Origin of the sequence: Kitasatospora sp. NPDC056181 (assembly GCF_042266225.1) — a bacterium.
Taxonomy (GTDB): domain Bacteria; phylum Actinomycetota; class Actinomycetes; order Streptomycetales; family Streptomycetaceae; genus Kitasatospora.
Genome location: NZ_JBHJUK010000062.1, coordinates 1 through 23930, shown reverse-complemented (window position 1 = coordinate 23930; position 23930 = coordinate 1). Strand labels below are relative to the sequence as shown.

At 71.5% G+C, this 23930-nt stretch carries 24 protein-coding genes; 9 read left to right on the top strand and 15 right to left on the bottom strand.

Annotated elements, in window-relative coordinates; all coding sequences use genetic code 11:
• Nucleotides 1-301 precede the first annotated feature (301 nt).
• Complete coding sequence (locus tag ACFC1F_RS23150) at nucleotides 302-1057, top strand: GntR family transcriptional regulator (RefSeq protein ID WP_376160871.1); 756 nt, start codon at nucleotides 302-304, stop codon at nucleotides 1055-1057.
• Entirely contained in the window at nucleotides 1050-1598 is a 549-nt protein-coding gene (locus tag ACFC1F_RS23145; RefSeq protein ID WP_376160869.1) for a GNAT family N-acetyltransferase, read from the top strand. The genes ACFC1F_RS23150 and ACFC1F_RS23145 overlap by 8 nt, the downstream gene beginning before the upstream one ends.
• A gap of 441 nt (nucleotides 1599-2039) precedes the next feature.
• On the opposite strand, the gene ACFC1F_RS23140 is transcribed toward ACFC1F_RS23145, so the two are convergent.
• The 13 genes from ACFC1F_RS23140 to ACFC1F_RS23080 form a co-directional block, all read right to left on the bottom strand.
• The gene (locus ACFC1F_RS23140) at nucleotides 2040-3200 is read right to left on the bottom strand and encodes a tyrosine-type recombinase/integrase (protein ID WP_376160867.1); all 1161 of its coding nucleotides are present in this window, start codon (nucleotides 3198-3200) and stop codon (nucleotides 2040-2042) included.
• Nucleotides 3200-3409, bottom strand: coding sequence for an excisionase family DNA-binding protein (locus tag ACFC1F_RS23135; RefSeq protein WP_376160911.1), 210 nt, complete (start codon nucleotides 3407-3409; stop codon nucleotides 3200-3202). Before ACFC1F_RS23135 ends, ACFC1F_RS23140 begins: the two co-directional genes overlap by 1 nt.
• A gap of 582 nt (nucleotides 3410-3991) precedes the next feature.
• Nucleotides 3992-5467: an ATP-binding protein gene (locus ACFC1F_RS23130; protein ID WP_376160865.1), complete on the bottom strand. Its 1476-nt coding sequence runs from the start codon at nucleotides 5465-5467 to the stop codon at nucleotides 3992-3994.
• Nucleotides 5468-5469: 2 nt separating this feature from the next.
• Nucleotides 5470-6324, bottom strand: a complete 855-nt coding sequence (locus ACFC1F_RS23125; protein WP_376160863.1) for a bifunctional DNA primase/polymerase — start codon at nucleotides 6322-6324, stop codon at nucleotides 5470-5472.
• Between the two features lie 233 nt (nucleotides 6325-6557).
• The gene (locus ACFC1F_RS23120; RefSeq protein ID WP_376160861.1) at nucleotides 6558-7322 is read right to left on the bottom strand and encodes a DNA methylase; all 765 of its coding nucleotides are present in this window, start codon (nucleotides 7320-7322) and stop codon (nucleotides 6558-6560) included.
• A gap of 14 nt (nucleotides 7323-7336) precedes the next feature.
• Complete coding sequence (locus ACFC1F_RS23115; RefSeq protein WP_376160859.1) at nucleotides 7337-7771, bottom strand: hypothetical protein; 435 nt, start codon at nucleotides 7769-7771, stop codon at nucleotides 7337-7339.
• Between the two features lie 125 nt (nucleotides 7772-7896).
• The gene (traB, locus tag ACFC1F_RS23110) at nucleotides 7897-9942 is read right to left on the bottom strand and encodes a plasmid transfer protein TraB (RefSeq protein ID WP_376160857.1); all 2046 of its coding nucleotides are present in this window, start codon (nucleotides 9940-9942) and stop codon (nucleotides 7897-7899) included.
• Between the two features lie 13 nt (nucleotides 9943-9955).
• Nucleotides 9956-10519 carry a plasmid transfer protein TraA gene (traA, locus tag ACFC1F_RS23105; RefSeq protein ID WP_376160855.1) on the bottom strand — a complete coding sequence of 188 codons (564 nt, stop codon included), beginning with the start codon at nucleotides 10517-10519 and terminating at the stop codon, nucleotides 9956-9958.
• Between the two features lie 14 nt (nucleotides 10520-10533).
• Entirely contained in the window at nucleotides 10534-10914 is a 381-nt protein-coding gene (locus ACFC1F_RS23100) for an RRQRL motif-containing zinc-binding protein (RefSeq protein WP_376160853.1), read from the bottom strand.
• A 2-nt stretch (nucleotides 10915-10916) separates the two neighbouring features.
• Entirely contained in the window at nucleotides 10917-11231 is a 315-nt protein-coding gene (locus ACFC1F_RS23095) for a hypothetical protein (RefSeq protein WP_376160851.1), read from the bottom strand.
• 17 nt (nucleotides 11232-11248) lie between these two features.
• Nucleotides 11249-12748 (bottom strand): DUF2637 domain-containing protein, encoded by a 1500-nt coding sequence (locus ACFC1F_RS23090; RefSeq protein WP_376160849.1) that lies wholly within the window; start codon nucleotides 12746-12748, stop codon nucleotides 11249-11251.
• 80 nt (nucleotides 12749-12828) lie between these two features.
• Nucleotides 12829-13200 (bottom strand): WhiB family transcriptional regulator, encoded by a 372-nt coding sequence (locus tag ACFC1F_RS23085; protein WP_376160847.1) that lies wholly within the window; start codon nucleotides 13198-13200, stop codon nucleotides 12829-12831.
• Nucleotides 13197-13445: a hypothetical protein gene (locus tag ACFC1F_RS23080; RefSeq protein WP_376160845.1), complete on the bottom strand. Its 249-nt coding sequence runs from the start codon at nucleotides 13443-13445 to the stop codon at nucleotides 13197-13199. The genes ACFC1F_RS23085 and ACFC1F_RS23080 overlap by 4 nt, the downstream gene beginning before the upstream one ends.
• A gap of 891 nt (nucleotides 13446-14336) precedes the next feature.
• On the opposite strand from ACFC1F_RS23080, the gene ACFC1F_RS23075 reads away from it, so the two are divergent.
• The 3 genes from ACFC1F_RS23075 to ACFC1F_RS23065 all read left to right on the top strand — a co-directional run bounded on the left by ACFC1F_RS23075 (nucleotide 14337) and on the right by ACFC1F_RS23065 (nucleotide 16861).
• Complete coding sequence (locus tag ACFC1F_RS23075) at nucleotides 14337-15185, top strand: GntR family transcriptional regulator (RefSeq protein WP_376160843.1); 849 nt, start codon at nucleotides 14337-14339, stop codon at nucleotides 15183-15185.
• Nucleotides 15186-15223: 38 nt separating this feature from the next.
• The gene (locus tag ACFC1F_RS23070; RefSeq protein ID WP_376160841.1) at nucleotides 15224-15868 is read left to right on the top strand and encodes an HAD family hydrolase; all 645 of its coding nucleotides are present in this window, start codon (nucleotides 15224-15226) and stop codon (nucleotides 15866-15868) included.
• 267 nt (nucleotides 15869-16135) lie between these two features.
• Nucleotides 16136-16861: a hypothetical protein gene (locus ACFC1F_RS23065; protein WP_376160839.1), complete on the top strand. Its 726-nt coding sequence runs from the start codon at nucleotides 16136-16138 to the stop codon at nucleotides 16859-16861.
• A 497-nt stretch (nucleotides 16862-17358) separates the two neighbouring features.
• Here the strand turns inward: ACFC1F_RS23065 and ACFC1F_RS23060 are convergent, their stop codons facing one another.
• On the bottom strand, nucleotides 17359-18192 hold the full coding sequence (locus tag ACFC1F_RS23060; protein WP_376160837.1) for a hypothetical protein: 834 nt from the start codon (nucleotides 18190-18192) through the stop codon (nucleotides 17359-17361).
• 208 nt (nucleotides 18193-18400) lie between these two features.
• Between ACFC1F_RS23060 and ACFC1F_RS23055 the strand changes: the two genes are divergently transcribed.
• The 3 genes from ACFC1F_RS23055 (at nucleotide 18401) to ACFC1F_RS23045 (ending at nucleotide 20837) form a co-directional block, all read left to right on the top strand.
• Nucleotides 18401-19708 carry an MFS transporter gene (locus tag ACFC1F_RS23055; RefSeq protein ID WP_376160835.1) on the top strand — a complete coding sequence of 436 codons (1308 nt, stop codon included), beginning with the start codon at nucleotides 18401-18403 and terminating at the stop codon, nucleotides 19706-19708.
• Nucleotides 19709-19836: 128 nt separating this feature from the next.
• Entirely contained in the window at nucleotides 19837-20070 is a 234-nt protein-coding gene (locus ACFC1F_RS23050; protein WP_209413668.1) for a hypothetical protein, read from the top strand.
• A 236-nt stretch (nucleotides 20071-20306) separates the two neighbouring features.
• Entirely contained in the window at nucleotides 20307-20837 is a 531-nt protein-coding gene (locus tag ACFC1F_RS23045; protein ID WP_376160833.1) for a methylated-DNA--[protein]-cysteine S-methyltransferase, read from the top strand.
• Nucleotides 20838-20910: 73 nt separating this feature from the next.
• On the opposite strand, the gene ACFC1F_RS23040 is transcribed toward ACFC1F_RS23045, so the two are convergent.
• Nucleotides 20911-21990 carry an ATP-grasp domain-containing protein gene (locus ACFC1F_RS23040; RefSeq protein WP_376160831.1) on the bottom strand — a complete coding sequence of 360 codons (1080 nt, stop codon included), beginning with the start codon at nucleotides 21988-21990 and terminating at the stop codon, nucleotides 20911-20913.
• Between the two features lie 427 nt (nucleotides 21991-22417).
• Between ACFC1F_RS23040 and ACFC1F_RS23035 the strand changes: the two genes are divergently transcribed.
• A complete protein-coding gene (locus ACFC1F_RS23035; RefSeq protein WP_376160829.1) occupies nucleotides 22418-23842 on the top strand; it encodes a family 2B encapsulin nanocompartment shell protein in 1425 nt (474 codons plus the stop codon).
• Nucleotides 23843-23930 lie beyond the last annotated feature (88 nt).

Below are 23930 nucleotides of genomic sequence, written 5' to 3'. Positions count from 1 at the left end.
GGGACCAAAGTCACTCGTTTTCGATCAGCACTCTGTTGAGTTCTCAAGGAACGGCACTTCCTTCGGGGGGCTGTCACCCCACCCCTCCGGGCGTATATGTCCAGCTCAGGGCAGCCCAAAGAAGGCCCCCAGGACTGAACCGGCCTCATCGTCCAGATTGTTCGGACAATGCCGCCGAGAGAGATGCTGACACCGACTCAGGGCGAGCGTCAACCCCATCGTTCGCATTGACTGGACAATGGACTCGGCAGAGCGGTTTCATAGACCCATGGCAGCAACGACCCGAGCTGGGCGACCCCCGATGTACCAGCAGATCGCCGACGCCCTCAGGGAGCAGATCGCCACTGGCGCCGTCGGCGTCGGCGACCGCTTGCCGACCGAAGCTGAGCTGAGCGAGAAGTACGGCGCTGGGCGGGGCACCGTGCGGCAGGCTCTTCAGACCCTGGTCAACGAGGGTCTAGTGGTGCCTGCCCGGCCCCGTGGCTACTTCGTCCGCGAGCGCCGACCCATGGTCTTCCGGCCGCAGGAGGAGTTTCGGGCACGGCCGTACTCCGAAGAGATGGACGCCTTTGTCACCGAGCACTCGGCAGACGGACGCGAGCCGCACCAAAGCATCGACGTGACCATCGTGGAGCCGCCGGCGGACATCGCCAAGCGCCTGAACCTGGAACCCGGCCAACTGGCGGCGGTACGTCGGCGCATCCGGTCGCTCGACGGGGAGCCGTTCAACCTGAACGACACCTACTTCCCGCTAAGCATCGTGCAGGACTCGGAGATCATCCGGCCGGCGGACATAGTACGCGGCGCCAACCAGGTTCTCAGCGAAATGGGCTATCGACAGGTTCGTGCAATCGATGAGCTGTACGTTCGGATGCCGACCCCAGAGGAGTCCAAGCGGCTGCAACTGGGGGCGGGCACGCCTGTGGCTCAGCATGTCCGCACCGGGTACGCAGAAAACGGCTGCCCGGTCCGCGTGGCCGTGTCCATCCTGCCTGGCGACCGGCACGTGATCACCTACGAGCAGGAGCGCGACCCAGAGGATGCCGACAATGCCTGAGCTTGAGATTCGACCTGCCAGCAGAGACCAGCTCGGGGAGGTCGAAGCGCTGCTCACCGGAGCAAGCGAATGGCTGGCATCGCGCGGGATTGATCAGTGGCAGTTCCCTCCACGTCGCGACCGGCTGGTCAGCGCCATGGACAGGGGAGAATGCTTCCTCGCCTGCCTTGACGGGGTGCCCGTGGCCACCTTCACCGTGGATGACCAGGCAGACCCGGAGTTCTGGGAGGCATCCGATGCACCGGAGGATGCCCTCTATGTTCACCGCATGGCGGTGGCGCGGGAGGTTGCCGGGCGCGGCCTTGGGGGCAACCTCCTGGACTGGGCGAGCGACCGCGCCGCGGCCAAGGGAAAGCCGTTCCTGCGCCTCGATGCATGGAAGACCAACCCAGGGCTACAGAGCTACTACCTTGGCCAGGGGTTCCGCCTGGTGCGGGTGGTCGACCTGCCGCACAGGCCGTCGGGAGCGCTCTTCGAGCGGGCAGTGGCCGGCATGGAGGGTGGGCACAAGGTGACTGGTCTCGCAGGTGCCCGCAACTGACGGTGCTCGGGAGCCCGAGACATGGGGGCTTTCCACCCCTCCACCGTTCGGCTAGCTGCAGCCCAGCCGCTGACGGCCCGCGCTGAGCCCGCCCCCTGGCGGGGTCGGGCCCCGTCATCGTCACTGCCTACGCGTGGAACCGCTGACATCACTTCTCGACATCAACACATGCGCACGGCAGCGAACTGGCACGTCTCGATGAGCACTTCATTCCAGGCCTTCGGATCAACACGTGCTGGTCCCGGATGGTTGTGTTCGAGCTTGTAAAGCGGGGGTCGTCGGTTCGAACCCGACAGGGGGCTCAGCCTCAGCGCAATGCAAAACGCCCCGAACCGGGATCCGGTTCGGGGCGTTTTTGCTGGTGAAGTCCACGTAGAGTCCACATCCCCCGGTGGGGGTGGCGGCCTCGGGATCTTGCCGGGTGGCGGGAGGGCGGGCCGGCTACTCGGGCCGTGCCCCACCCGTGCCCGATGCCTCCGGAGGCTCGCCCTTGGCGAGCGCCTGGCGGACCGCCTCACCCATGCGGTCGGCGATGGCCCGGTCGCGGTCGCTGGTCATGTGCTGGTAGATCAACGCGGCCCGGGTGGTGCTGTGGCCCATCCTGGTCATCAGCTCCCGGGTGCTGGCCCCGTTCTGCGACGCGAGGGTGTTGCCCGTGTGCCGAACGTCGTGGAAGTGGATGTCCGGGGACACGCCGGCCTTCGCCTTGGCCGCCGTCCAGTCGTCCCGGAAGTTGCTCCGGCGCAGGTGGCCGCCGCGGGGGCCGACGAAGAACAGGCCGTCCTGCCCCTTGGCCGCGTGGCGCTCAAGGTGGTGCTCCAGGTCCGGGACGATCAGGTCGGGGAATGCGACCGGGCGGAAGCCGGCGCGGCTCTTCGGGGCCTTGACGAACAGCGTGCCGTTGCTCAGCTCGGCCTGGTTCCGGCGGACCCACAGAATGCGCGCTTCCACGTCCACGTCCCGGCGGCGGAGCGCGGCCAGCTCCCCGAAACGGAGGGTCGTGAAGGCCGTCAGGAGAACCAGTGCACGCCACTGCGGCTGGATGGCACCGGCGACGGCGAACACCTCTTTGACCGTCAGCACGGGACGTTCCGGTACGTCGTAGGTGTCGGCCCCGTCGATCCGGCAGGGGTTGCGCTTGACCACCTCGTCATCCACGGCGGTGTTCATGATGGATCGCAGCAGGACGTACGCCTTGACCACGGTCGGTTCGCCAACACCCGACTCCAGCAGATGTGTTCGCCAGGATCGCACCCGCGGGGCCGCAATCTCCGAGACGAAGCGCTCACCAAAGGTCGGCTGGATGTGCAGCCGGAGCACGCCCTCGTACCGCTCCCGCGTGGTCTCCTCCAGCTTGCGGTCCTTGAGCCAGCGCTCGGCGTACTCGCCGAACGTCACCTTTCCAGCGTCGGGGTCGGACCACACGTCGCGGCTGATGTCGGCCTCAAGCTGGCTGAGCCTGATCTCGGCATCGGTCTTGGTGGCGTAGGTCTTCTCGTCCGGCCGGCGCTGGCCGGTCACCGGGTCGTAGTAGCGGACCTGCCAGCGGCCGGAGGGCAGTTGGCGGACGGAGCCGAAGCGGCGGCGGTTGTTCTTGGGCATCAGGCAGCACTCCTGTGGTTGGCGCGGCGTGCGCCGATCGGCTGCACGGTGTTGGCGGCGATGAACTCGGCGATGGCGGACTCCGGGATGCGGACGTGGCGGCCGACCTTGACGAAGGTGATCCGGCGTTCCTCGATCAGGCGGCGGGGGAAGCGCTCGCCACTGGTGTTCCAGGTGCCCAGAAGCTCGGCGACCTCACGGACGTTCAGTAGTCGCTCTGGCGCGGCTGATCGGGTCTGTGGGCGGTCAGTGGTGGTGCCGGCGGATAGGCGGCGCTTGGAAGTGGCGGTGGTCACTGCGGCTTCTCCTTGGTGGAGCGGGCGGGGTGACGGTCTGGGCGGTCCGCGTGGTGGTGGGCGGGCCGGGGTGTGGTCGCGGGGGGAGAGCGGCTCGGCGGGGTTGGCGGTGAGGTGGGTGAGTGCGCGCGGTTGTCCGAGGTGCGGATTTCTGCGTCATTGCGTCATCAGCGTCATTTAGGCCTCTGACCTGGGGTTTTGCGTGACGCAGCGGCGGGGGGCTGCGTCATGGGTGCGTCATGGGCTGCGTCATCGCATGACGCAGATGACGAAGGATGACGCAGCGGCCGTCGTCTGCGTCATGGCTGTCGCCGCAGGTCGGGGGCCGTTTTCCGGCCCGTATGACGCACATGACGCAGCGTCTTCCTACTTAGGAAAAAAGAGGGGCTGGCTGTTGTAGTAGGCGGCCCCTCGTAGAGCGAACAGCCGACAAGCAAGAGGAGCACCCGGTGCCGGCGGCGGGTGCTCCTCTTGCTTGTCCGGCGGCGGTGCGGATCAGATCAGCGGCTGCTGCTCATGCGGGGGTGCGGTGGCCGGGCGGGCCATTTCGAGGTAGCGGCCCTCGCTGGTTCGGCCCGTGTCGATGAGGACACCGCGGGCCGCAAGGGTCGGCTGGAGACGCTTGAGCCGGTCGGAGAGGACTTTGCCAGTGGTCGGCCAGCCCTTGGGCAGGGAACGGAGGTCGTCGCCGCTGAAGAGGCGGCTGAGGCAGTGCAGCCACTCGGTGGAGGTCATGCGCTGCGCCTCGCCCGGGGCGATGGTCTCGGCGTGCTTGAGGACGGTCTGCGCGAGGAGGTCGCCCTCGATCACGTCGTCGTTCAGGTCGTCCAGGCTGGCCCGGTAGGCGGTCAGCGCCCCGAGGCCGGTCGCCGCGTCGAGCTGCGCGCACAGGTGGGCGAAGTCCGCCATGCGCAGGTCGGTGGGGGTCTCCGCCTCGGCCGCGCGGACCTTGACCGTGAGGTCGAGCAGGGACCCGAGGACGACGGGCAGCACGTCCGCGTACTCCGCCCACAGTTCCGCCTCGGTACGTCGCACGCGGGGCCGCTCCAGGCGGAGCGGCAGGAGGCGTTCGGCGAGGTCGGGCCGGATGACGCCGACGTCGATGCCGGTCAGGAGCAGGGGCCGGCGGTAGCTGGCGCGGTGCACGTCGCCGTCGGTGAACAGGGCGCGCTTGACGCTCTCGGCTCCGGTCACGATGCAGCACATGGCGTCGGACAGGTCCGGGGTCATGTGGGAGAGGTTGTCCAGGGCGGTGACCCACCCGGCCGCCACGGCAGCGATCAGGTTCTCCTCGTCCTTTGGTGCCCTGCGCAGGTCACCGCTCATGCCCTCGATGATCCGCACGAGCATCCGGCCGCCGGTGGACTTGCCTGCACCCTGCGGACCGGTGAGGAACGGCGCCGGGACGGGGACGGACGGCCCGAGGCACCCGATCAGCCACGCGATGGCCAGGCACTCGGCCTGGGCGTTGGCGAAGTTGCACAGCCTCAGCAGGAGGTCGATCCCCTTGCCGTCGGTGTCCTTGGCCGGCAGCGGCAGCTCACCGGTGAGCTGAGTGCGTCGCCAGCACACCTCACGCGGGTCCGGGGTGGCGATGTCCCAGCCGGTGGGGTGGATGCGCACGGACAGGCCGTCGCTGCGGCCGAGGTCGAGCCAGGTGGCCCCGTCGAACCCGGGGGCCACGCGGATGTGAACGGGCTGCACGTCCTCGGACAGGGCGAGCGCTTCGATCAGGTCCAGCGCCTCCTTGAGGGCGGTCCCGTTGAACACACCGACCCCGTCCTTGAACAGGCCGACCATGAGTTCCTGGCGGTGGCTTCCCGTCGTGCCCTGCGAGCGGATCGGACGGGCCACCGGGTGCCCGGTCCGCTGCGCGTACACGGTCCCGTCGGCGGTACGGAAGTACCGGAAGTGCATCTGCGCGTAGTCGGCGATGATCGCGCGCGCGGGGTTCTTCTCGTCCTCGGCCACGGCTACATCCCCAGCCGGGTCAGGGCGTTGGCCCACGCGTCGGCGCAGTGCCGCGGCGACTCGCCCTTGGCCTGCGCGGCGGTGAACAGCCGCGCGGTGTGCGCCTCGGTCAGGCACCCGCACCGCCCGTGCGTCGCCAGCACCGCGAGGAACGCCCCGAACACGGTGGCGTGCACCGCGCCGGCGGCCGCGGTGATGCGCTGCTCCGCCATGGCGATGCCGCGCTCCAGGAAGGTCGGGGTGCGGTGGGGGCACGTCCCGCCCCCGGCCGGTGCGGGCACCGTGACGGCCGCCGGCCGGACCGGGGCGGGCTCCCGCACGACCAGGTCGCGGACCACGTCCGGCAGGACGGCCATGGTGCCGGTGCCGGGACCGAGCCACCGGGCGTACTGCATGGACGACTTGATGTCCACGTCGGGCCGCACCGCGTTCCGAGAGGGCATGACGCCCCGGTAGAGCCAGTGCTCGCCCCGGGTGGTGGCGACCGTCCGGGTGGCGGGCAGGGTGGCGTGCGCCCACGCGATGGCTTCCGCGTTGTCGAGGTCCACGACGGTGATGCCCGCGCCGCCGGGGTGGTAGGCCACCGCGGCTGCCTCCCGCCACGCCCATGCCCACGCCTGGGAGGTGATGACGTTCGGGTCGGTGGTGGCGGCGGCCCAGCCGTGGCACGGCTTCGGGCAGGTGCAGGGGCCCGGGGTCTTCATGTTCGGCCGGCCGCCGCACGCGTTTCCGGCGCAGTTCCGGCAGTTGCCGAACGTCTTCTTCCCGGCGCGCAGCGGCAGCACGGGCACGCCGGAGGCCGCCAGGAAGAGCGCGGCGGTCAGGCGTTCTCCCCGGATCTCAGTCGCATGGGTCATGCTGGGTGTCTCCAGTTCTCTGTGATGGTGCTGGATAGGCGGCGGCCCCGGTTCTTGCCGGAAGGGGGCCGCCGCTGTCGTCTGCTGCGTTCCCGGCGCAGACCTTGTGCGCGGGCCTGCGCTGGTCGTCGCGGAGCGGGGTGGGTGGGCCGCACCAGCGGCAGGGCAGGGTGCGGGTGCGGTCGTAGTGGGAGGCGTCGCGCCAGTCGAGGTGGGCGGCCACAGCGCCGGTCCTAGGCGGCGAGCGTGGCGGGCCCGGCGGCGAGCCGGGCGGCGGCCTGGTGGCCGATGAGTCGGGTGTAGGCGGGTGGGATGGCTTCGGCGAGCTCGCGGCGGACGTCGGTCCAGTGGATGCCCATGGCGTCCTGCCACTGCGGGACGCTGCCCTTGCCGCCGCCGTTGCCGTAGACCTGGAAGTAGCGGCCCTGCTGCTCGGTGACCAGTCGTCCGTGGCGGTAGCCGATGGTCAGGCCGCGGTGCGGGACGTGGGCGGGCCGGTCGAGGGTGAGGCCGCCACCGGCCTCGAAGTTGCGGTGCCTGAGCACCCGCAGGCCGAACATCTCCCCGCACAGCGTCAGGTCGACGCGCATGCGCTTGGAGGCGCGACCGGGGGGCTGCTCGATCACGTACGGCCGCCCCGTGGACTCCAGCGCGGTGCGGGTCGGCTCCAACAGGTCCGGGTAGCGGTCCCGTTTGGCGGCGTTGGTGCCGGCGGTGAGGGTGCAGTCGAACTGGCAGGGCGGCCCGGCCGAGATGAGATCGAACCGGTGGCCGTGGGCGGTGATGGCCTCGACGGCGTCGGCGCGCAGGAACGCGAAGGGGTAGCGGGGTTGGTCGAGGACGTCGACGCCGACGACGTCGAATCCGGCGAGGTGGAAGCCCATGCCGGTGCCGCCGATGTTGCAGTAGGCGTCCAGCACGGTCATGCCGTTCCACGGCCGCCGCGGCAGCACGGCGGCGGCCGGGCGGGCACCGAGCGCGAGAGCGAGTTCGGTCACCGGGTTCCTCCTGGTCAGCGGTTGCGGTTGGTCATGTTGACGCTCACGTTCACGGCGCCCTGCCCACCCCGGCCCCCGCCCCCGCCGGTGGTCTTGAGGAGCCAGACGACGGCGAGGCCGGCGGCCACGAAGCCGAGCGCGGTGGTGGCGGCGGCGAGGGCCTGGGCGAGGAAGCCGATCCCGATGCCGGCGCCGCCGATCCCGATGCCGCCGGCGACCAGGCGGGCGGGCCACGGGTCCCGGGCCCCGACGGCGGGCAGGTGCTGCGGGAGCGGGGCGGGGGCGTAGAGCACGGGGGCGGCGTGCTGGGCGGGCACCGGCAGCGCCGCGGCCGGGTGGTAGAGGGCGGGCGGGGCGGCGAGCGGGGCCGGGGTGGCGTAGTAGGGGGTGCCGTCCGGGGTGTAGAGCACCGGGGCGGCGGGCGGCTGAGGGCTGGCGAAGTGGTCCACGTGCTTCTCCCGTCAGGGGCGTGCGCGGTGGGTGTCAGGGCGGGGTGTCAGAGGGCGTCAGAGGCCGTCTGACACCCCGTCTGCCTAGGGGAATGGGTGTCAGGGGGTGTCAGGTGTCAGGGGTGTCAGACCATGGCCGGGGACGGCGTGATCCGGTACCGGCCCTTCTGCGCGGCGGGGACCAACCGGCCGTCCTCGACGAGGCGGCGGAACTCCCCGGAGACCCACGGGCGGGAGCGGCCGAACCGGGCGGCCTGCTCCATGACGTCCTTGGGGCCGATCACCATCACCCCGTCCTGTTCGAAGGCGGCCACGATGGCGTCCATGGCGGCGCGGGCCTGGTCGGGGGTGAAGTCCGGGGCGGCCGACCCGGGGCCGAAGACCGTGTCGGCGAGGGTGTCCGGGACCGGGGGCAGTTCGGCCTGCGGGTCCAGACCCTCGTCCTCCGGGTCCACCCGCCGCTCCGCCCCGCTGTCGTCCTCGTCCACGTACACGCTGTCCTCGTCCTCGTCGTCGCTGCTGTTCCGGGCGTGGCGGTCGGCGTAGGCGCGGCCGACGGCGGCGGTGGCGGCCTTCGCGGTGACGGGGTCGACCTTGGCGCCGTTGCGCTTCGCCCACGCAGCGAGCTGTTCCATGACGCGGGCGGCCTGGCCGGTGAAGCGCCAGGTGCGGCCGGGCGCGCTGTAGCGCTGTTCCTCAACGCCGGGGGTGACGAGGTAGCAGTAGCCGGGGCGGCGGTTGCCCCAGGCGCCCGGGTGCGCGCCGGCGTCGAGGACCGGGCCGGGCAGGGCCATGCCCTCGTCGCGGGCGTCCAGACCGAAGGCCAGCGCGCTGGGCAGGCTCGCGCGGGTGCTGGTGGAGATCTGGTCGTGGCTGGGGCGCTGGAGGCTGATGACCAGGGCGATGCCGGCGGAGCGGGCTTCCTGGGCGGCGCCGGTGAACGCGTCCTCGCCCATGAAGCGCAGGGTGTTCGCGGCCTCCTCGAACCAGGCGACGAGGAACGGCATGCCCTCGCAGCCGCAGGCGCGGCCCTTCTGGCACGAGTGCCTACGGTCGCTCTGCTGCTCGGCGGCGGCCGGCGTCCACTGGCGGTAGCCGTGGGCGCCGAGCCACCGGGTGCGGGCGGGGATGACGGCCTGCAGGGCGGTGACCATGGTCTCGGTCTCGGCCCCGCCCTCCACGGCCCAGTCCAAACCGGGCCGCAGCGGGCCGAAGTCCTGGAACGCCTTCGGGTCGGACAGCCACACGATGACGTCGCGGCGGCCCATGATCTCGGTGAGGACGTTCAGCGCGCCGTCGCCCTTGCCGGAGCCGGACACGCCGAAGATCCCCAGGTGGGTGGAGTTGCGGCCGGCCTGCGGGTCGCCGGGCAGCCACAGTTGCAGCGCGGAGCCGTCGTCGTAGCGGCCGATGACCAGCGGCTCGGCGATCGAGCCGCCGACGTTGGTCGGCATCTCCCACTCGACCACGTCCGCGAGCATGTCCCGCGGGACGACCACCAGGTCGCCCCGGCGGGCGGAGCCGGGATCGGGCAGGTACCGCACCGCGGTGGGTGCGACGTCCAGCGCGGAAGCCAGGTTCGGCAGCGCCTTCGCGACGTCGTCGTTGGTCAGCTCCCCGGCGGGCAGGACCAGGGCGGCGGTGACCCGGTTCGGCTCCACCTCCGCCTTCCTGATCCTGGTCCCGGCGAGCTTCACCTTCTCCAGCAGCGAGCCGTCCGTGTCGGCGGCGACCTGGACGGCGTCGGGGTTACGGCGCATCACCTGCCGCACGTTCCACGACAGCGCGAGGACGCTGCCGCCGAGCCAGAACGTGCCGAAGGTGACGCTGTTCCACCCGGCCAGCGCCACCCCGGTGAACCACCCGCTCCCGGCGGCGACGGTGACCGCCGAGTGCAGGCGCCGCTGCATGGACGTCGTCTTGCCCACCCACGCGGTCGCCCCGGTGAGCGCGACCGACCCGAGGGTCAGACCGACCGCGTACCCGGTGGAGCCGTGCGCCGGCACCCACGCCAGCGTCCCGGCCACACCCGTGGTGCCGGTCAGGATCCACGGCGGGGTGTAGGGCTTGGCCCGGTGCGCGATCCACGCGGCGATGCCCTTGCCGGTGCTGGCGCCTTCCAGGTTCTCCCGGTGCTGAGCCTCCGGGTCGACGGTGTCCTTCTTCGCCATGGGTGTGCTCCTCTCAGAACTGGAACGGGCGCCGCTGCTGCGGGGCGGGGCGGGGGGTCATGACGTCGGCGTACTCGCGCTGGAAGGCGGCCCACGCGGCGGCCGCGTCCTTCGCCGCGTCGGTCAGGGCGTCGGCGGCCTTGGCGAGCTTCTTCGCGACGGCGCGGGCCCGCATCTTCTGCTGGAAGACGTGGTCACCCGCCGCGCCGGGGGCCTGCTCCAGCGCGGCCTTGAGGATCTCGGCCGCGACCTCCACCTCGATCGCGGAGTACGAGGCGAACGCCCGCAGCGCCTCGCAGTAGGAGCGCACGTCGGCGGCCGAGTAGAACGCGGGCTCCGGCAGGGCCAGGGCCGAGGTGCGGTTCACCCCGGTGCCGGGGTTCGCGGCCGCGCCCGTCTGCGGGGCGCCGCCCCCGCCGCCGGCAGTGGTGTTCTTGTTGACGTTGATGTTGAGCCCGGGGGAGAACGTCGCCCCGGCCCCGAAGCCGTTGCGGGTGGCGCCGCCCGCGGCGGGACCGTTGGGGGTGGCGCCGTTGGTGCCCCGGGTCTGCCGGGGCGGGGTGTTCGCGGTGGTCATGGTGGTGTCCTCTCTCAGGCGGCGAGCGGCATGCGGTCGGCGCAGGGCAGGCAGGTGCCGAGGTGGGCGGGCAGGACGTAGCCGGCGTCCGTGCCGCAGGTCGAGCAGGTGCGGCGGGCCTGGTTGGCCTTGGCGAGGGCGGCGGCCCTCGCGTCGGTCATCGGGCGGACGGGCTTGGCGAGGGTGAGGCGGTAGAGGTAGGCGGCCCGCACACCGGTGGTGGTGCGGCGGGAGCGCCAGAGGATCTGTCCGGCGACGGGCTGACCGCCGGGGCGCAGGCCGCGGGCGCGGAGCTGTCGGCGGGTGAGCAGGCCGGCCGGGGCCATCCGCCACGGGTAGGTGGGGGTGCCGCCGTGCCGGTCGCCGGCCGGGTCCCAGAAGCAGGGTCGGCCCACGGCTACTCCCCGGGGGTGTCGGCGACGGCGAACAGGTCCACCGGCACGCCCTGGTACTCGCCGGCGGCGCGCAGGCACGCGCCGTGGCGGCAGGCGCTGTAGCCGGTCCGGGACGGGTCGAGGTCGAGCACGGCGCGCCAGTGCTCGAAGCGGGTGAGCGAGTCGTGGATGACCAGGCACACGCCCCAGTCCAGGTCTCCGGTGTCGGTCTCGTACTCGCACAGCTCGAACTTGTCGGGCTGCATGTCGCCGTGCGCGGCGAGCAGCGTGAGCAGCACGTGGGCGGCGTCGTCCCGCGTGGTGAGCTGGGTGTCCATGGCGGATTCCTTCCTGGTCAGGCCGCGACGGCCTGCGGGTAGCCGGAGGCGATCAGCTCGGCGGCGTCGGCGCGGCGCTGGGAGGCGGTGGCGATGGAGACGTCGAGGGTCTCGGCGATGGTCTTGAGTTCGACGGCCTCGGGGTTGCCGTCGCCGTCGGCGAGGATCATGCGGGCGACCCGGCGGGTGGCGCGGGCGGCCGGGGTCAGCTTCGCCGCGTCCTCGGCTTCAACCGCGCGCAGCTCCGTTTCAGCGGCACGGGCCCGTGCTTCAAGCGCGCGCAGCAGGGAGGCCCCGGAGGCTTCCTCGTCCTCGATCCGGGCGCGCTCGGCGGTGGCCGCAGCCTGGCCGGCTTCGGCCGCGCGGCGGCGCGCTTCAGCGGCGCCCTCCTCGGTTTCAGCCGCAGCCTTGGCCGTTTCAGCGGCGCGCAGACGGGCGCCCTGGGTGGCCTCTTCGTCCTCGGCCCGGGAGCGCTCGGCGGTGGCGGCCAGGCGCTCCGTTTCAGCGGTGCGGAGCCGCGTTTCAGCGGCAGCGCGTTCCATTTCAGCGGCGGCCTGGTCGGTTTCGGCGGCGTGCTGGCGGGCGTCGGCGGCCTGCTGCTCGGCCGCTGCGGCCTTCAGGTCGTCCTCGGCCTGGTCGAGCCGTTCGGCGACCTCGGCTTCGCGGCCGGCGGCCAGGGTTCGGGCGTGGGCGTGGGCCTTGGCGGTCGCGGTCTCGGCGCCGACGTCGTACCCGGCGGCCTCCACCCGGCCCGCCGTGCGGAGCGCGGAGATCTGGGCATCGGCGGCGCGGGCCTCGGCACGGGCCGTGACCTCGGCCTCGAACGCAGCCGTGCGCTCGACCCGGAGCCGGGTCCGTTCCTCGGCCTCCAGGGGCAGGGCGAGGGCCTCGTCCACGCTCAGCCCGAAGCGCTCCATGGTGAGCGGAAGCCGCTGGTCAGCGGGGGCCTTGTGCCAGTCGCCGCCGTGCTCGCGCTCCAGCATCACCCGGTAGACGAGACGCTCGCGCTCCAGCTCGACCGCCCTCGGGTAGGAGGGGATGCCGTTCAGGCGCATCCGTCGGTACATCCGCCAGGACGGCAGCGGGGCGAGCAGCCAGCGGTGCAGCGGCACCCCGTCCGACTGGTGGCCGGCCTCGATCCGGGTGATCCGGATGACCAGGCGCCGCCCGGCCTCTACCGCTGCGACGAACATCACCGGGATGACCGCGTGCATCGCCGTCCCGGTCGGGTCCTTGAGCAGCGGCCCGGCGGACGCGGCGTTGAAGTAGATCGTGGCGGCGGTGAAACCGTGGGCCAGAAGCCTGAGCACCGGCCACGGCGTGAGCTTGCGGATCAGGTGCAGGTCCAGGGCGAGCAGGGCCACGATGCCGGCGTCGACACCGACCGGGAACGCGTAGCTGAAGTCCCCGAAGTGGTGCTTGAAACCGAGGTCCCGCAGTGCGGAGTAGGAGCCGGAGAAGCCGATCCCGGCGAGCACCGCACCGCCGACCGCGGCCAGGACGGTGAGGCCCAGCATCAGCCTCTCTGGGGCGCCGGCCCGCGTGGTTGAAGCGGAAGCGGCCGGGGTCGAAACGCCCGTAGGTGCGCTCATGGTCGTCATCGGGCACCCCCGGCGGCCTTCGCGCGGGCCTTGCGGCGCCGCTCGCGGATCGTGTGGCGCTCGGCGGCGTTCAGGCTGCCGAAGACGCCGTGCTTCTCGCCCCGCTCCAGCGCCAGCTCCAGGCACATCAGCCGGACCGGGCAGCCGGCGCAGATCATCCGGGCACGGCGCTCGGCCCACTCGGCGGCGGCCGGACCCATCTCGTCCGGGTCGGGGTAGAACATGTTGGTGTCGAGCCCGGCGCAGGCGGCACCGTGCAGGTCACCAGCCGGGTCCGGCGTGTACTCGGAGAGCACGGTGGCCGCCGGGCGGGCGGCCCGGTGCGGGGCGGTGGTGCCGGCGAGGCGCAGGGTGTGACGGGCGGTCATGCGGCGGCCCGCCAGGTCTGCACCCGGCGGCGCTCGGCCGTGTGCATCAGCGCGGAGGCGAAGCCGGCCGCCGGGCCGTCCAGGTCCCGCAGGATGTCCCGCGCGGCGTCGAGCCGGGCCCGCCGCTCGTCCGCGGTCTCGTCCTCGGTGCCGGTGAAGAGCTCGGCGTCGAAGCCGAAGCCGAAGGCGAGTTCTGCGAACTCGGCCGGTGTCATGGCCTCCTGGCCTGCGACAATCAGTCTCATGGATTCACCTCGTCCAGTCAGGGGTGGGCCCGCAGGGCCGCCGCGCGATCCTTGGCCGGGAGCGCGGCGGCCCGTCGCATACGGGCCAAGCCACTCGTCGAATCACGAGCAGCCGCGGAACCCGGCGCGCAACCGCCGCTGTGAGGCGGTCGGCGCGCGCCGGGAACCGTGATCGCTGGTGAGCGACCGGAAACGGTGGGCCCCGCCCACTGTCAGCGGCGGGGCGGGAGATGGATCTGGGCCGTGCACATAGCCGGCTCCTCAGGTCAAAGCCCCTAGCAGGGCTAGTCATTGGGGTTGCCCGTCCTACGGGCGTCAGGTCTTTACGGGCCTGGTCCGGTGCCTCTCTCTGCTCAGCACCAGCAGGGCGGCGCACTCCCGGATCGGGATGTGCTGCGTGGCTCGCTGCCGCCGGCGACGTCACCCGGTCGCCACGGGGGCGGTCTTGACCCGCCACGTGCGTTGGGACTCCGCTGGTCCACTCGGCTCGCCATCCAGCCGTACGTAATCGGTCTGGTCAGCGTCCGTCCGGCCCAACACCCCCGAAGGGATGGCATGCCACGCGTAGGGGGAGGGCACGTGTCGCGGTGGTTCAACTCCCCGGCCTGCCTGAGCAGCCTAGGTGCCTGCCGCGATCGCCGCTCTCGCGTCGGTCCCGCACGATCAATATGAAGTCGGCACCCTCGCGGCGACGACGTTCTCAAGGGTCAAGCGCTGCCTTTGGGTCCCCCCTCCGGGCGCACTTCTCCAGCTCAGAGCAGCCCAAAGAAGGCCCTCCGTGTCGCTACCGCTTCTCTCGGTTGCGACACTCACAACATAGAGAACCTGCCTAGGCAGGTCAAGAGAGTTGGGTTTCTCGCGTCTGTTGGGCACCTGCCCTAGCATTGGCCTATGGCCCTAGACCCGGATGACTCTCGCCCCCCGTATCAGCAGGTCAGCAGCTCTCTGCGGGCCTCGATCCTCACGAAGAAGCCTGGCTTCGAGACCGGCGACAAACTTCCCTCCGGCCCTGAGCTGGCCAAGCATTTCGGCGTGGCGCGCGGCACGGTGGACAAGGCTCTCGACCTACTCCGCACCGAGGGGCTGATCGTGACCCGTCAGGGAAGCGGCTCCTTCGTGCGGGAGCGCACCTCGCGGCCGGTCGGGCTCCGGCCCCACCTTGAGGCGGCCTTCGAGCAGCAGCAGGTGACTCTCGACTTCGCTGGCTTCTCCAGCGAGACGCTGCACAATGCGCTGCAGGAGCCGCTCGACAAGGTCCGCTCCGGCCGGCTGACCCCGGAGTCCATCACCGTTCGGTTGCTGCTGCCGGACACTACGGAGCCGATGGCTGTGCCTGTGCTTGTCGACGGACTCAAGGACGAGGTGGCGCTCCGCGAGCGGGCCCGGAACATCGCGCTGACCAACGCTGGCGGCATCGCTCACTCCGTCGAGGTCCTGGCAGAGCTGGGGCTGGTTCAGTCGGCGAGCGTCCAGGTCAAGGTCCACCGGGCATCGAGCCTGTTCAAGCTGTACATCCTGAACCGGGCAGAGGCCTTCTTCGGTTTCTATCCATTGCGCGAGCGGACCATCCCGGTCGACGGTGAAGACCACACCTTCTTTGACGTGACCGGCAAGGACACCACCCTGTTCCACCATGCTGCCGGGCCGGATGACGCATCGCTCGGTTCGCAGTATGTTCAGCAGGCTCAAATGTGGTTCGACAGCGTGTGGACCACCATTGCCTATGAGCGTCAGCCATGAGTGCGGCCCCCCAGACGCTCACGGACGTGCTCCGGCCTGTGAAGCACGTGCTGCTCGACTTCGACGGCCCGGTGTGCTCTGTGTTCGCGGGGCTGCCGGCCCCGGAGGTGGCGGACCGGCTCCGCCGGGGCCTGCTCGCCTCTGGCGGACTGGCCCCCGCCGGGGCCGAGCGTGAGGTCGACCCGCTTGCACTCCTCCGCCTGATCTCGGATACCCGACCCGAGCTCACCGCTAGTGCAGATGGAGCTCTGGCAGAGTTGGAGACCGAGGCCGTGCGTGTCGGCCAGCCCAACGCGGGTGGCGAATCCGTTCTGCGTGCCTGTGCCCGCTCGGGCCGCTCCGTGTCGGTGGTCAGCAACAACGCGGGCGTCGCCATCGAGACTTACCTAGCCGACCGCGGCCTGAGCGCCTACGTGAGCGGAGTTTTCGGCCGCGTCCCGGGCAACCCGTCGTCGATGAAGCCGAACCCGCGCCTCCTTCTCGACGCAATGGAAGCTGCGGGCAGCCCGCCAGAGGACTGTATCTTCATCGGCGATGCGGCACGGGACGTTGAGGCCGGACACGCCGCCGGTGTCTGCACCATTGGCTACGCCAACAAGCCCGGAAAGGAAACCAAGTTGGAGGCTGCCGGCGCCATCGTGGTTGTGGAATCGATGCGGATCATTGCAGCTGCTCTTCGCTGAGATGGCGCTGCCCGTAGGCCCGGCCTGTGACGCTTTTGGCCCAATCAGGTGTCGAAGCGCCTCCGATCCATGAACAGGCAACAGGGCCGGACGGGCACCTGTTGTGTATGCCAATGCCACCGCCGATGACCATGAGTGCTTGTGGGACTTCGAGCATGCAGAGTCCTTGTCCTCACGCTGCGTGAAGAAGTGCGATGCGATCCCAGTGGAGGAAGAATGAGAGGAGGAGATGGCACGCTAAGGCTCAAGTGAATTGGGGTGTCTGGAATGATGTTATCCCAGTCGGGCCCGGGCTGGGCGCAGCTCGTGATGAGTAGTCCACTTATTGCTGCGGCGATCGCTGGGATCTTTGCGATATGCATAGCGATTAGCGTCACTGAAGCAAAGGCCACTAAGCGTCTGGCAGACGCTGCAAGCATTCGAACTGACAAAGAGCGGGAGGACCGCCAAAGGGCCAAGCTGATGTTGCGGCACCAGCTCGTTGATGAGGCGGTCGCGGCCGTATCGGTATGGTACATGTGCTTGCCGTACAAGAATGCCCGCACGGGTCGGCTTGCTGAGCTCGTGGAAGTGGATGGCTTCACGCAAATACATGAGCAATACATGAAGTCGCGAAGCTTGGGTCATGCGCTAGCGGTCAAGCTTGACGCGTACTACGCCTCAGAAGATCTGCATAGAAATTGGCATGCGGTAATGGATCTAGTCTCCGTGCGTTATCACGACGCTATTGGGAGCCTGACTCTGCAATTGCGGCAGAAGAATGCAGACGGCGAGCATAGTGGGCTAACGGTAGGCGAGTTGGGCGATGGCGCATTGGTTTCTCGTCGCTTTCTTGAAGCTTTGGCGGATGTGATGGCCGAGATAGTCGGCGGAGATATCTCGCCTGACGGTCATGTGCGTCAGGTGGCCGGTCCAAGGTCGGTGGCCCAATTGGAGGGGGGCGGGGTGGGCGCCCCCGATGGGGACAGATCTCGTCACGATATGCCTGCGTAGCCTGGCCGCCAGGAGCTTGTCGTCAGGCGATCTTTCTTTCTGCTGAGGCTGGGAGGAATTGCGCCCCCTTTTCATATGGCTGGTGCCTAATGAGCCAGCCCGCGTGCACCATCAAGGCAGAGAGCACCCATGTCCAGTGCGGCATGGCGGGGGTCTGCTGTCGCCTCGGCGGCTCGGCTGCCATTGCCTTGAGATGAACAGGGGGCCGACTGAACCGGGCCTGGCGGTAGGCACCTCGGCCGTGCCCTAGCCGTGCCCGATCGGAGGGGGAACACCGGGGACTGGAGGGTGATCTCGGTGGTGGACTGCCCGAGACCGTGGCGTGACAGCGGCGCAGGTCACACGGCTCCCCCACGCCAATCCTTGTAAAGCGGGGGTCGTCGGTTCGAACCCGACAGGGGGCTCCAGCAGCGAACGCCCCGGACCAGTGCGGTCCGGGGCGTTCGTCGTTCCCGGGCTGGCGCGGGCCGTTCCGCCGGGGGCTCTGCGCGCCCGGGTCAGTGGGGCCGGGGGGCCTGGGCGCCTGTGCCGGACCGGAGTTGGCGCAGGGTCCAGGTGGTGGTGGGGGGTTCGGTGAGGTGGGCAGTGTGGGTGGTGAAGAGTTCGGCGGCGCGGCGGTAGGAGAGGCGGGCGCGGCCGGTGTGGGGGCAGCGGTCGGCGGCGGGGGTGGTCGCGGGGGCGCGACGGTCGGTGAGGAAGAGCGGGCCGGTGGTGCGGCCGGCGAGGAGCAGGGGGAGCAGGCGGGCGGTCCCGGCCTGCCAGCGGAGGGGCGGGGCGGACGGGAGGGTGCGGCGGCGGGGGAGGTCGAGGTCGTCGGCGTCGAGGGCGAGGACGGTCTCGATGGCGGCGCCGCTCTCGTGCAGCAGGTGCCAGAGGACCTGTTCGCGGAGTGGGGCCCGGAGGGCGAAGAGGGCGCGCAGCTGGTCGGCGGTGAGCGGGGCGGGGCCGTCGGCGGTGGCGGGGAGGGGGTGCGGGCGCAGGTCGGTGGTGGGGTCGGTGCGGATCCAGCCGTGGGTGCGCCACCAGGTCACGGCGGCGCGCAGGATGGAGAGTTCGCGGTTGAGCGTGCGCGGGTCGTTGCCGGCGGCGCGGTGGGTGGCGGCGGCCCGGAGGCGGGCGGGGGCGTCCGGGTGGTCGAGCAGGGCGAGGGGGAGGACGGGCGGCCGGGCGCGGCGGCGTCCGGGGCCGGTGGGGGCGGGGCGGTTGGCGAGCGCCCAGGCCCAGGTGTCGAGGGCGATCCGGTAGATGCGGCGGGAGGCGGCGCCGAGGCCGGCGGCGGCCAGGTAGCGCTCGACGGCGACGGCGTACTCGACGGGCTGGGGGCTCTCCACGGGAACGGTTCTTCTTTCCGCAGTAAACGACATCTGGGGGAGGGGTTCAAGAGTAGCCAGTTGCTGCAGTAAACAGCAGTCTGAAGTGCTGAATTGGGGGTATTTACTGCGGCAGGACCAGTCCGTCGAAGAATTGATGCGGAAAGGCTCAACTTTTCCTCCGGAAACCCTTGTTCGCGGCTCTACGGCGGGGGCAGACTTGCCGCCCATGGCAGTGGACACGGAGCAGGTCCCGTCGCGCAGGCAGCGGTCGGGCGGGCGTCTCGCAGTGCTGGGCGAGCGCGATTTCAGGTGGTTCTTCGTCGGGTACGCGACGTCGTTGTTCGGCTCCTCGATGGCGCCGGTGGCGGTCGCCTTCGCGGTGCTCGACGGCGGCGGGGGCGGGACCGACCTGGGGTGGGTGATGGCGGCCCGGATCCTGCCGATCGTGCTGGTGATGCTGGTCGGCGGAGTGGTCGCCGACCGGCTCGGCAGCCGGCGGGTGATGCTGGTGGCGGACGTGCTCCGCTGCGGGGTGCAGGGGGTGTTCGCGGCGGCGCTGGCGGCGGGGCACGCGCCGGTCTGGGTGATGGTCGGGCTGGTCGCGCTCTGGGGGCTCGGCGAGGGCGTGTTCCTGCCGGCACTCGGGGCGCTGGTGCCTGCACTGGTCGCCCGCAAGGAGCGTCTTCCGGACGCCAACGCCCTGCTGGGGCTGGCTCGTTCGGTGTCCACGGTGGCCGGCCCGGCCACGGCGGGCGTGGTGGTGGCGGCGTACGGCCCGGCGGCGGTGCTGCTGGTCGACGCGGTCACGTACGGCGTCGGCGCGCTGGCGCTGGCCCGGCTCGGGGTGGCCGCACCGGAGGAGCCGGGGGAGCCGGAGTCGATGCTGGCGGACCTGCGCGAGGGGTGGTCGGAGTTCCGCTCCCGGCCGTGGCTCTGGATCACCACGGTCCAGATGGCGTTCTTCAACCTGCTGGTCTGGGCGCCCTTCCTGGTGCTCGGCCCGCTGACCGCGCAGCGGGCGCTCGGCGGCGCGCGCGGGTGGGGCCTGGTGATGGGCGTGTACGGGGCCGGCGCGGTGCTGGGCGGCCTGCTGATGCTGGGCCGCAGGCCGGTGCGGCCGCTCGCGGTGGCCACGGCGGCGACCCTCGGCTGGGCGCTCCCCTCGGCGGCCCTCGCGGCGGGTCTGTCACTGCTCTGGACGGCGGCTGCGGCGCTGGTGGCCGGGGTCGGCTCGGCGGTCTGCGGGGCGCTGTACAACTCCACGATGCAGCGTTGGGTGCCGGCCGACGTCCTCGCCAGGGTCACCGCGTTCGGCGGGCTCGGCGCGTTCGTGCTCGGGCCGCTCGGCCTGGCGGCGGCCGGCCCGTTGGCGGACCGGGTGGGTACGGCGTCCGTGCTCGGGTTCGGCGCGCTGTGGCAACTGGCCGCGGGCGTCGTCGTGTTGGCGGTTCCGGCGGTGAGCCGGCGGCGGTGGGACGAACCCGCGGAGCCCGGCGCCGAGGGCGGGCGCCCCGGCCGGGCGGGCAGGGGGTGACACGTCCCGGCGCAGCGCCGGACGCTGCGCGGAACGCCCGCCCGGTCACCCGGGGTGAGCGGGCGCGCAGGGCGGCCCGGGCGGTCGTACGGTGGAGGGAGTACGGGGGCGAACGGAGGAGGTAGGCCATGCCCGGTTCTGTCACCATCAGCCACCACGAGTCGGCGGTCGCCCTGGATCACGCGGACGCCGCGCGGCTCGCCACGGTGCTGGAGGAGCTCGCGTACCTGCTGGATATCCCCGGTCCGAACCGGATCAACGACGCGCAGCTCGGCGCCCTCTGCGAGGGCCGGTCGCCGGACCGGGCCGAGCTGTCGCACTGGTCGCGCGGGATCGCCGCGGAGCTGAAGGGACGGCTCTAGCCGCGGCCGTGCCGGACCGGCCGGAGTCGTACGATGGCGCGCGGGGCGTGTGGTCCTCGCGCGCCTTCCGGGTGCCGGTGCGACCGGCGGAGGAGGGTGGGGGCCCGCGCGTGCCGCATTCCGAGGTGCATTCCGAGTCGCAGTCCGGGCCGCAGTCACGGCGGGTGTCAGGCCCGCAGCCGGGGTCGAGGACAGGCCCGCAGCTGGGGGCGAGGACAGGCCCGCAGCCGGGCCCGATGTCCTGGCTGACCGTGGAGACGCCGTTGCCGAGCGGGCCCATGCACATCGCGGTGACGCCGCTGGGCGTGGCGGCCGCGGGGTACCTGGGGCACGCGGGCGGCGAACTGCCCCACTGCACGGACGAGTCGAAGATCGCCGCCGTCACCGACCGGATCGGCGCCTACCTGGCTGGCCGCAGCCGGGAGTTGGGCCTGCCGATCGACTGGAGCCTGAGCGTCGGGCCGCACCGCGCGGTGTTGCAGACGCTCTGGCGCGACGTGCCGTTCGGGCGGACCATCACGTACGGCGAACTGGCCGCCCGCAGCGGGGTGTTCGAGTCCGTGACGGAGCCGGGGCTGGCGGCCCGGACGGTCGGCCAGATGATGGCCGCCAACCCCGTCGCGCTGCTGGTGCCGTGCCACCGGGTGGTGGCGGCGGACGGGATCGGCGGATTCGGCGGCGGCCGGGTCGGGATCGACGTGAAGCGCTGGCTGCTCACCCTGGAGGGCGTGTTGGAGCCGACGCTGGACTGGAACGGGCCCCTCTGACCGGCGGCCCGGTCCGTGGTGACCGCCGACCGGGCCGCCGGAGCGGGTCCGCCCGGCCGGGCGGACGCGCCGCTCAGTGCACCAGTTCCACCGGGGTGAGGCCGCGGCCGAACGGGGACTGCCGCGGCAGGACCGGCCGGACGCCCGCGACCAGCGTGTAGTCGATGCCGGCGAGCTCCCCGGCGCGGTCGGTGTCGGGCCGCTCGCCGAGCGCCAACTGCACCGCGTTCCAGGGCAGGTTGAGGCCGCACAGGCGCAGCTGGTGCAGGCCGCCCGAGGGCCGGGTGTTGACGTCGATGACCACCGGCTCCCCGGCCAGGTGGCGGAACTGCACGTTGGAGAGGAAGGCCATCCGGGTGGACTCGACCACCCGGCGGGCGGGTTCCAGGTACTGCGGGGCGGTGGTGAAGCTGCGGCGGCGCCGGTGCTTGCTGCGGCCGACGGCGGCGAGCAGGGTGCCGTCGCGGTCGGCGAGGCAGTCCACCGAGACCTCGGGGCCGTCCAGGTAGGGCATCACCAGCAGGTCGGCGGGCCCGGCCGGGCCCTCGGGCGCGGCGGCCTCCAGCGCGGCGACCACCTGGTCGACCTGGACCCGGCTGTCCCAGCCGGCCAGCCGGTGGAGGCCGAAGGGCTCGCGGGTGAGCACCCGGAACCCCTCGCCGCCGGCGCCCGAGGAGGGCTTGAGGCAGGGGGTGAGCCCGGCGGCCTCGATCAGCTCGACGGCGGCGATCAGGTCGGCGGCGGTGCGGACCTGCCACCACGGCGGGGTGGGCAGTCCGGCGGCGGCGATCGCCGCGTAGCCGTCCGCCTTGCTGTCGAAGGCCGCGACGGCGGTGGCGGGTGGGCAGACCAGGGCGGTGCCCACCGCTTCGAACTCCTGCTGGTGCAGGGATATCGCGAGCTGGTGGAGGCGGGGCAGGAAGACGTCGACGGAGTGCCGGGCGCAGTAGTCGAGGGCGTAGCCGACGTAGGCGTCGGGGGTGAGGTCGCCCGGCTCCAGGGTCGCGTGGTCGGCGGCGGCGAGCACGGGGGAGTCGGGGTCGACGTGGGTCGCGTGGACCTCGATCGGCCGCGGGGCCTCGCGCAGCTGTTCGATGAAGAACACGTTCTCGGCGTAGGTGCGGTTGAGCCAGACACGTACGGGGGCGCTCATGACGGCCTCCCAGGGCAGGGGTGAACGAGGGGAGGGCATCCGGTCCGGCCACACTCGTCAACTGGCCCCGTGGCCCTTTGAGGTGGCACCTTAGCGGCCGCCCGCACCGGGGTGGACGGGGGGTCGGCCGGGGCGGTCGGGGCGGGGGCCGGGCCCGGGGCGGAGGCGCGGGGCGGCTGTCGGTGCGCGGTCGGGGGCCGGCCCGGCGGACGGCCGGGCGAGTGGCGGGGTGTGCGGCCGGGCGGCGGCCGGGGCGGGGCATTGTCGAATGTTCGAATAATGGTCGAACTTCTATCGATCAGGTGATCCAGTCGTCCTATTTGTTCGGCTATTCCGACCACTCGAAAGAGTGATTGCGGAGCCCGCCGAATAGGCCCACCATGATTGTTGCAAGGCGACACTTCACCGGGTATTCGAGGGGCTCCCCATGTCGACCGAAACCAACGTCGGTATTCCTGCGCCGGGCGGCGAGTCGCCCGCCCAGCAGCAGAGTCTCGGCACGGCGGGCGCGAGGAACCTCGCGACGACCACCAAGTCCGCGCCGCAGATGCAGGGCATCAGCCCGCGCTGGCTGCTCAGGATGCTGCCGTGGGTCGAGGTGTCCGGCGGCACCTACCGGGTCAACCGTCGCCTGCGGTACGCGGTCGGCCGCGGCCGGGTGGGCTTCGTGAAGACGGGCTCCGAGGTGCGGATCGTCCCGCCGACGCTGCGCGAGGTGCCGGTGCTGCGCGGTTTCGAGGACGACGCCGTCCTGGAGGAGCTGGCCGGGCGCTTCGTCCAACGCGAGTTCTCCGCCGGTGAGGTGCTGGTCGCCGCCGGGGCGCCGATCGACGAGGTCTTCATCATTGCGCACGGCAAGCTCGATCGGCTGGGATCCGGAAAGTACGGCGACGAGACGGTCGTCGGCACCCTTGCCGACGGCGACCACCTGGGCGACGAGGCGCTCCGTCAGGAGGACGGCGCCTGGCCGTACACGGTGAGGGCCGCCACCGCCGGTACCGTCCTGGCGATCTCGTGGCCCTCGTTCCAGGAGCTCGCGGACCGCTCCGAGGCGCTCCAGCTCCAGATCATGGACTACCTGGCCGGCTTCGAGCAGGCGCAGAACAAGCACGGCGAGGCGGCGATCGGCCTCTCCGCCGGCCACCGGGGCGAGTACGAGCTGCCCGGCGCCTTCGTGGACTACGAGCTGAAGCCCCGCGAGTACGAGCTCAGCGTCGCGCAGACGGTGCTCAAGGTGCACAGTCGGGTCGCCGACCTCTACAACCAGCCGATGAACCAGACCGAGCACCAGCTCCGGCTGACCATCGAGGCGCTGCGCGAGCGCCAGGAGGACGAGCTCGTCAACAACCCCGAGTTCGGGCTGCTGCAGAACGCCGAGTACGACCAGCGGATCCAGACCCACTCCGGCCCGCCCACCCCGGACGACATGGACGAGCTGCTGAGCCGCCGCCGCTCCACCAAGATGTTCCTCGCCCACCCCCGGGCGATCGCGGCCTTCGGCCGGGAGTGCAGCCGCCGCGGCCTCTACCCGGACACCGTCGAGGTCCAGGGGCGGCAGGTCTTCGGCTGGCGGGGGGTGCCGGTCTTCCCGTGCAACAAGATCCCGATCGTCGGCGGTAACACCAGCTCGATCATCGCGCTGCGCACCGGGGAGGACAATCAGGGCGTCATCGGGCTGCACCAGACCGGAATTCCCGATGAATACCAGCCGGGCCTCTCGGTCCGGTTCATGGGAATCAGCGAGAAGGCCATCATTTCCTATCTCGTCAGCGCCTACTACTCCGCCGCCATTCTGGTGCCCGACGCGGTCGGCGTCCTGGAGAACGTCGACGTCGCGCACCACCACGACTGATCGGGCCGGTCGGAACCGCGCCGCCCGGCCGGGGGGGGCCCCCGCCCCCCGCGGGGGGCGCCCCCCCCCCCCGCGGGGGGCCCCCCCC

Bases quoted from the DNA above. Each gene is read 5' to 3' on its own strand.
- ACFC1F_RS23055 (WP_376160835.1), top strand. From the start codon at position 18,401: ATGGCAGTGGACACGGAGCAGGTCCCGTCGCGCAGGCAGCGGTCGGGC.
- ACFC1F_RS23150 (WP_376160871.1), top strand. From the start codon at position 302: ATGTACCAGCAGATCGCCGACGCCCTCAGGGAGCAGATCGCCACTGGC.
- ACFC1F_RS23085 (WP_376160847.1), bottom strand. From the start codon at position 13,200: ATGACCGCCCGTCACACCCTGCGCCTCGCCGGCACCACCGCCCCGCAC.
- traB (WP_376160857.1), bottom strand. From the start codon at position 9,942: ATGGCGAAGAAGGACACCGTCGACCCGGAGGCTCAGCACCGGGAGAAC.
- ACFC1F_RS23075 (WP_376160843.1), top strand. From the start codon at position 14,337: ATGGCCCTAGACCCGGATGACTCTCGCCCCCCGTATCAGCAGGTCAGC.
- ACFC1F_RS23125 (WP_376160863.1), bottom strand. From the start codon at position 6,324: ATGACCCATGCGACTGAGATCCGGGGAGAACGCCTGACCGCCGCGCTC.
- ACFC1F_RS23065 (WP_376160839.1), top strand. From the start codon at position 16,136: ATGATGTTATCCCAGTCGGGCCCGGGCTGGGCGCAGCTCGTGATGAGT.
- ACFC1F_RS23045 (WP_376160833.1), top strand. From the start codon at position 20,307: ATGTCCTGGCTGACCGTGGAGACGCCGTTGCCGAGCGGGCCCATGCAC.
- traA (WP_376160855.1), bottom strand. From the start codon at position 10,519: ATGACCACCGCGAACACCCCGCCCCGGCAGACCCGGGGCACCAACGGC.
- ACFC1F_RS23035 (WP_376160829.1), top strand. From the start codon at position 22,418: ATGTCGACCGAAACCAACGTCGGTATTCCTGCGCCGGGCGGCGAGTCG.
- ACFC1F_RS23050 (WP_209413668.1), top strand. From the start codon at position 19,837: ATGCCCGGTTCTGTCACCATCAGCCACCACGAGTCGGCGGTCGCCCTG.
- ACFC1F_RS23040 (WP_376160831.1), bottom strand. From the start codon at position 21,990: ATGAGCGCCCCCGTACGTGTCTGGCTCAACCGCACCTACGCCGAGAAC.
- ACFC1F_RS23080 (WP_376160845.1), bottom strand. From the start codon at position 13,445: ATGAGACTGATTGTCGCAGGCCAGGAGGCCATGACACCGGCCGAGTTC.
- ACFC1F_RS23090 (WP_376160849.1), bottom strand. From the start codon at position 12,748: ATGCTGGGCCTCACCGTCCTGGCCGCGGTCGGCGGTGCGGTGCTCGCC.
- ACFC1F_RS23095 (WP_376160851.1), bottom strand. From the start codon at position 11,231: ATGGACACCCAGCTCACCACGCGGGACGACGCCGCCCACGTGCTGCTC.
- ACFC1F_RS23140 (WP_376160867.1), bottom strand. From the start codon at position 3,200: ATGCCCAAGAACAACCGCCGCCGCTTCGGCTCCGTCCGCCAACTGCCC.
- ACFC1F_RS23145 (WP_376160869.1), top strand. From the start codon at position 1,050: ATGCCTGAGCTTGAGATTCGACCTGCCAGCAGAGACCAGCTCGGGGAG.